Origin of the sequence: Hyphomonas sp., from assembly GCF_016125515.1 — a bacterium.
Lineage (GTDB): Bacteria > Pseudomonadota > Alphaproteobacteria > Caulobacterales > Hyphomonadaceae > Hyphomonas.
This window is the reverse complement of the sequence record NZ_WGLO01000015.1, coordinates 129,316-135,391: the sequence shown is the minus strand read 5'-3', so window position 1 is coordinate 135,391 and position 6,076 is coordinate 129,316. Positions and strand designations below refer to the sequence as shown.

Below are 6,076 nucleotides of genomic sequence, written 5' to 3'. Positions count from 1 at the left end.
TTCCCACGCGTTACTCACCCGTCTGCCACTGTATCGTTCGACTTGCATGTGTTAGGCCTGCCGCCAGCGTTCGTTCTGAGCCAGAATCAAACTCTCAAGTTGAGTGTTGATCTGACGATCCGTCCATTGGAATATGGACGGTTACTATTGCTGTTAAGCATAAGTATTGCGTTCTTTGACGAGAAACCCTTTTAGCAAAGACCAGGTCGAAACCTGATCGATGGAAAAAAGAATTCTCTCAAGAAACACATTCGTCGTGATCGTATTGGACATCTCGCGATGCCCGCAAGCCGTCACGCCGCCTGCGTTTCTCTTCCTATCTCTTACGATGTCAAACAGCTGGAGCGAGGCTCCGGAAGTGTTTGCCTGAACCGCTTTGGCTCCGGCGAAGTCGCGGCTTATATGAGCCGCATTTTACCCCGTCAACACCCTTTTTTCGCTCTTCTGCAGATCAGTGGGTTAACCACAAGCCCTGCCGTTTTTAGAGCGAACAGAACTCTTACGCCGATTGTCTCGGCCTAAAAATTCAGGCGTTCTGAGGAACCGCACATATAGCCGCTGTTCGGGGGAAAGGGCAAGCCCTTTTCTTCCAAGAGGCGACCATCTGGAGGTCTTCCGCGTCGCAAGCCCTTGGGCCGGTTCAGCGAAGTGCGCGGGATACTCGCCTGCGGCACAGGCCGCAAGCCCTTTATGTGTGAATTTCACAGGTTAGGTGCGATTTCTTGCCTGAAGTCAGTATTGGGTCGACAAATACGACTTCATGGCTTCGGCTTCGGCCTGTGTTTCGGCGATTTTCCACTTCACCAGGTCGCCGATCGAGATCACGCCCGTCAAACGACCACTCTGAATCACAGGCAGATGACGGATGCGCCGATCGGTCATCGTCTGCAGGGCCTCGTCCACCGGCGTCTCAGAATACACCGTCACGACCGCGCGGGTCATCGCGCCGCCCACGGGCATGTCGAGCGCTTCCGCGCCCTGGCGGGCCACCTGGCGCACGATATCGCGCTCCGACAGCACGCCGATGATCTGGCCATCGCGCCCGAGGGCTACCACCGCGCCGATCTTCTTTTCGTCGAGCAATTGCGCGGCTTCGCGCAAGGTATGGTCTTCCTTGAGGGTCACAACAGCGTGGCCCTTATGATTCAGGATCTGCTCAACAATCATGACTGTGGGCCTCCCGTCCCGGCGGCACACGCTCCTTTGAAGTCGTCGGCCAGCGCGGACGATAGCACAGCCCCTGCCCCGAATCGACCGGGATCTGGGCCCTCAGGCCTGGCGGGCCTGCATCACCGAGAGAATCGCCCGCATGCAAAGCGCGCCCCCGAAATAGCCGCCGACATGCGCCTGCCAGGCAATGCCAGAGCCCAGAAGGCTCGGACCGATAAACGCGAACAGCGCGTTGGCGACGACGAACAGGGCGCTCACTACCGCGAAATTCCGCGTGAACAGCCAGCGGTGAGGTCCTTCGCGCAGCAGCAGAACGGCTGCCAGAAGCCCGCTGATCCCCCCGGACGCGCCGACCGCGGCCTGCCCCTGCGGATAGTTGGCCGCTACATAAACAAGGCTGCTGATGATCTGAGACACGAGGAACAGGCCCAGCAGAACCCCGGACGCCGCCGGCTCGCGGCCAGGCCAGATCCGCCGGAAGATCTCCAGCAACGGCTTTGCGAGCGCCACCAGGAATGCCGCATTTAGAATCACATGCATCCAGTCCCCGTGGATGAACCCGCTCGCCACGAGGGGCAGGAAGGCCTCCAGGCCATTGGCGTAGCCGGGCAGGCCATCCAGCGAAACGCCGTCCGCTGGCGCCCAGAAGCGCTCGGGAAACAGGGCTCCATAAAAGAAGACCGCGTTTTGCAACGAATCGGGCAGCAGGATCCGGGTCAGGTGCGCCCCTACAAGGACCAGCGCGAACGCCGCGACGGGCCAGGGCGCATTGATGATCGGCGGTTGGCGTGTCGACATCGGCGTGGCGGCTCCTTGCGCGGCGCCCCGGCGCCTGTTCACACTGCTATATAGGAAATGAACCGCGCGGGCCCCGCCTCGTCCACACACTTTGCTTACAGTCGGATGCGGCCTAGTTTCACGACCATGTTGACCCGCATCCTTCTGGCCTTCGCCGCCCTGACTTTCGCGCCCTTCGGTGTCTGGTCCCTTTTGGACCCCCTCGGCATGGCCGCAAGCCTCGGCGTGGAGGTTGGCGGCCCCAACGGCGCCTACGAAATGCGCGGCATCTATGGAGGTGTCAGCCTCGCCGCCGCCCTCCTGTGCGCCTCTGGCGCGATCCAGACGCCGCTGCGCCGGCCGGCGCTCTGGTTCCTCGTGGTTTACATGGGCGGCTATGTCTTCGCGCGCGCCGCGGCGCTGCTGCTGGGCCCGCCGCCGACACCGGCATTCGCCGTCTACATCGCCTTCGAGACCGGAATGCTCCTGGCGGCCGCAGCCGCCCTGCGCTGGGCCGACCGGTCGTGAAACGAAAGAAGCCCCGCCTTGAAGGGCGGGGCTTCCATTCTTGATAGTCTCAAACGCCTCAGAAGCGCTTGCGGACCGTCACACCGAAGGTGCGCGGCTGGTTCGGGTAACCCGAAATCGAGCCAGCCTGGGCCACTGACGGGAAGGCCACCGTGACATACTCTTCGTCAGCGATGTTGCGAGCCCAAAGCGTAACCGCGAGACCGTTCTCGGTTTCGAAGCCAGCCGATGCGTTGATCAGGCTCACCTCGCGTTCCATGCCGATCAGGGCCTGGTTGGCCGGGCTGTCGAAATAGGCCGTCGGGCTTTCGTACTGCCAATCGGCGCGAACGAAGGAGTCGAGGCCACGCATCTTGAAGAAGTAGGTGGCAGCCGTCGACGTGATCGTCTCGGAGATGCCCGAAGGCTGCTGGCCAGAGATGTCGCCCGACGAAGATGCTTTGAACTCGTCGTACAGCGGATCCTGGAACGTACCCGCGAAGGACAGAAGCAGCGCATCGACCGGGGTCCAGGTCATGTCGACCTCAATACCCGTGTTCGACTGCTTGCCGGCATTGGCCAGTGCGAAACCGGTACCCGTGAACACGTTCGACTGGAAGCCCGAGATCTTCTGATCGAACAGGGCGAGGTTGAACGCGAAGCGGTCAAACTGGGCCTTGACGCCAGCTTCGAGCACTGCCGCTTCTTCCGGTCCCGCATAGCGGGTACCGGTCGTCAGGTTCGGCAAGGCGAGGCCGGCCGTCCGGATCGGCGAGGACGCCGGTGCCGGAACGCTGGCGGACGAGCCCGGAATAAAGTCGGCCGGGAACGGACGCGAGTCGCGCGACAGGTTCCAGGACGTCGCCTTGAAGCCGGTGGCGTAGGACACGTAGGTGTTGATGTTATCAGACACATCGAACGCAAAGCGCGCCGTGTAGGTCAGGTCGTTGTCGTGCGATTGACCGTCCTCAACCGCGTTCGGGAACGTCAGGAACGGCGGCAGGAACTGCAGCGGCGCCAGAGCGAGGAAGGGGTTGAAAGTGGGGTTGTTGGCGACAGGTGCCGGAACACCGGCCGCAACACCCAGGGCCACGAGATCGAGGGCCGAGAAGGCATCCGTGTTCACGATGCTTCCGTAGGCGTCTTTTTCATCGTCGGTGTAGTTGACGCCCAGAGTCAGCGTGGTGCGGTCATTGAAGTGGATATCCGTGGTGCCGAAGATCGACTTCGACGTGTTGTCCTGACCGAACGATTCCGTCAGGCCTTGGCCCTCCAGACCGAACAGGTTTCCGATGGCCGGCGCACCGCCGAGAAGGAACTCAACCGTAGCCAGGTTGTTGGCAGACAGGACATCCGCGTAGCCGCGGAAATCAGCGCCGTAATAGAACTGGTTTTTGATATCGACGGATTCATCGAAGTAGAACGCGCCGAGCATCCAGTCGATCGGGCCATTGCCCGTGGACGAAATGCGGAATTCCTGGGTGAACGTGTCGATATCGGTCTGGTTGGCGTTGCGGCCGATCAGGTCTGCGCTCGTGAAGTCGGAGTCCTGATTGGTGTCGAGCTTCGAATTCCGGTAAGCCGTGATCGAGGTGAGCTGGACTTCGCCGAGGTCGATATCGGCCTGGAACGACGTGCCCGAGTTGTCGATTTTGTTGGTCGAACCGTAATTGTAATAGACGTCGTAGCTGAACGGATCTTCGGCCGAGAGGTTGCCGCCGAGAGCCTGGATGACCGCGCCGGTCGGGCCGTTGATCACGTTACCGGCCGCGCAGCAGACTTCATCGATCACGTCATAGTCCGCCATCAGACGGAACGACATATTTTCATTCGGTTCGAACAGCAGGTCGCCGCGGATACCGTAGCGGTTACGCTCGTTCTGGTCCGGGCCAGCGCCCAGGTCCTCAACATAGCCGTCGCGCTTGTTGTACGTCGCGCCGATCGCGCCGGCGAGGTTTTCGGTGATTGGACCAGTGACATAGCCGTTCAAACGGTAGCCGTTGTAATTGCTGACCGTTGCATCGACGACACCGCCGAACTCATATTGCGGCTTCTTGGTCACGACCGAGATCACACCTGCCGAGGCGTTCTTGCCGAACAGGGTCGACTGCGGACCGCGCAGCACCTCGACGCGCTCGATGTTCGGAAGGTCCGAAATCTGCGAGCCGGAACGCGACCGGTACACGCCGTCGATGAACACGCCGACCGACGGTTCGATGCCGGCGTTGTTGGCGCCGTTACCGAAGCCGCGGATCACGAAGTTCGTGTTGGCCGAAGACTGAAGCTGCCCGACCGAAAGAGACGGCACGATCGACTGCAGGTCGTTGAGATCCACGATAACCGCACGCTCGATGGTGGCGTCATCGACGACCGAAACGGCAATTGGAACGTCCTGCAGGGTCTGCTCGCGCTTGGTCGCGGTGATGGTGACGGTCTGCAGCGTGCGCGATTCGTCCTGGGTTTCTTCCTGGGCGATGGCGGGCGCTGCGATTGACGAAAGCGCAGTGATGCCGGCGCCAAGGCAAAGCATGGCTTTAAGGCCGCTGGCGCGGCCCTTGGTAGAATTTACAGTAAACACTCTGAATTTCCTTCCTGGGAGTTTGAGCTGTCACGGTGTGTATGAGTCAGGTTTTCACGGGTGCGAATCCTGACTTCTTGTAATTTTGCAGAGGTAAATCAGTCTCCCCTTCCAAGTGCAAGTATGCGCACTGGCACAAAACCGTAACCCCACCGTCTTATGGCAGTTGCAGCATTCGATTTGTCGAAACTGTTGCAACGGCTGCACACTTTCCCGCGGTGTTCCGGTTTGGGACCCTTCCCCGCCCCTCCCGCAAACCGCTCGCCTGTCAGGCGTCATGGCGCCCAGACGTCCTCCGCCGGCGCGCGAGGAAAAGCATCCTCGGAGGCGAGACTTTCCCATCCCCGGTGAACCGCGCCGACTGGAATGGATATTGCGATTGCCAGCTCCGGAACGGTCCCTCGGGACCAAGCAAGATTGCCTGGAGTACGCCTTTCATGATCGATCGCTCGATCCATCCCAACACCCGCACCCTGCTGGATGCGTGGCGCCGCATGCACGCGGATCCCAAATCGCATGCCTTGTCCGGCCCGGACGCCGGCGATCACGAAAACCTGATCGACCGCATCTTCGTCATCGAGCAGCGCCAGGACCAGTCCTGGCTGGTGCGCACCGCCGGCACGGCGCTCAACGCCCTCGTGGGACGCAACCTCGTCAACAACAACTATCTCGACCTGTGGACCGGTCCGGACCGCGCCATGATGGCCGCCTTTCTGGAAGCCATCCGTTTCGACGGGGCGCCCGGCGTCGTGCGCGGACGCGGCGAAACGCTGAATGGCGAGCGGGTAGACCTCGAGATCACGCTGATGCCGCTCAGCGCCGAAACCGGCCGCTCGCCGCGCCTGCGCATGCTCGGCCTCTACCAGACGCTCGGCAACGACCAGATGATGCCGGGCAAGCCGGTCTTCCGGCACCGCATTTCGATGCTCGTCCCGCCGGACACCCGCCGCGCAGGCGCCCCGCTTCGGCTCGTCGCATCAAACGGCTAGTCGTCGCGGAGCGCGTTGATCCGAAGCCCAGAAGGCCGATACGGTAAAGGTGCTC

At 61.4% G+C, this 6,076-nt stretch carries 5 protein-coding genes and 1 rRNA gene; 2 read left to right on the top strand and 4 right to left on the bottom strand.

The annotated features are described in order from the left end of the window. The 3 genes from GC148_RS12735 to GC148_RS12725 all read right to left on the bottom strand — a co-directional run. Positions 1-102: ribosomal RNA gene (locus tag GC148_RS12735) — 16S ribosomal RNA — on the bottom strand; the annotation flags it as partial. A 630-nt stretch (positions 103-732) separates the two neighbouring features. Beyond that, positions 733-1,167: a CBS domain-containing protein gene (locus tag GC148_RS12730; RefSeq protein WP_291071209.1), complete on the bottom strand. Its 435-nt coding sequence runs from the start codon at positions 1,165-1,167 to the stop codon at positions 733-735. A 102-nt stretch (positions 1,168-1,269) separates the two neighbouring features. Beyond that, complete coding sequence (locus GC148_RS12725) at positions 1,270-1,968, bottom strand: rhomboid family intramembrane serine protease (RefSeq protein WP_291071207.1); 699 nt, start codon at positions 1,966-1,968, stop codon at positions 1,270-1,272. A gap of 126 nt (positions 1,969-2,094) precedes the next feature. Between GC148_RS12725 and GC148_RS12720 the strand changes: the two genes are divergently transcribed. After that, the gene (locus GC148_RS12720) at positions 2,095-2,475 is read left to right on the top strand and encodes a DUF4345 family protein (RefSeq protein WP_291071205.1); all 381 of its coding nucleotides are present in this window, start codon (positions 2,095-2,097) and stop codon (positions 2,473-2,475) included. Positions 2,476-2,533: 58 nt separating this feature from the next. Here GC148_RS12720 and GC148_RS12715 read toward each other — a convergent pair whose 3' ends face one another. After that, positions 2,534-5,032 carry a TonB-dependent receptor gene (locus GC148_RS12715; RefSeq protein ID WP_291071204.1) on the bottom strand — a complete coding sequence of 833 codons (2,499 nt, stop codon included), beginning with the start codon at positions 5,030-5,032 and terminating at the stop codon, positions 2,534-2,536. A gap of 437 nt (positions 5,033-5,469) precedes the next feature. On the opposite strand from GC148_RS12715, the gene GC148_RS12710 reads away from it, so the two are divergent. Continuing rightward, complete coding sequence (locus GC148_RS12710) at positions 5,470-6,021, top strand: PAS domain-containing protein (protein ID WP_291071202.1); 552 nt, start codon at positions 5,470-5,472, stop codon at positions 6,019-6,021. The last annotated feature ends 55 nt before the right edge of the window (positions 6,022-6,076 follow it).